Annotated in this window: 1 protein-coding gene; it reads left to right on the plus strand. The window is 37.1% G+C overall.

Annotation, left to right across the window (positions count from 1 at the left end; all coding sequences use genetic code 11):
- Window positions 1–16 precede the first annotated feature (16 nt).
- Window positions 17–280 (plus strand): sulfatase-like hydrolase/transferase (locus ETC27_RS17920; protein WP_240724965.1); only part of this gene is annotated, 264 nt, incomplete at its 3' end.

Consider the following 280-nt stretch of genomic DNA (forward strand, 5'->3'; position numbering starts at 1 on the left):
CTTTAGTGTTTTGACCATGCAAAATCATATGCCATATACGAGCTATTCTGGTTCCTCTACTATCACAGCTTCAGGTGAAGGTTATTCCGAAGCTCAAAATAAACTTCTGGAGAATTATGTTCGTAAGATTTCGGATACAGATAAGGCAACCAAAGAATTCTTGACAGAACTTGAGAAGATTGATAAAAAAATTACTCTGGTTTTCTATGGCGACCACTTGTCAAATGTCTTTCCTTCTGACTATGCTGGCTTCAAAGAGGATCCACTAAATGCTTATAAG

It is taken from the genome of Onishia niordana (assembly GCF_004798965.1).
Taxonomy (GTDB): Bacteria; Pseudomonadota; Gammaproteobacteria; order Pseudomonadales; family Halomonadaceae; genus Onishia; species Onishia niordana.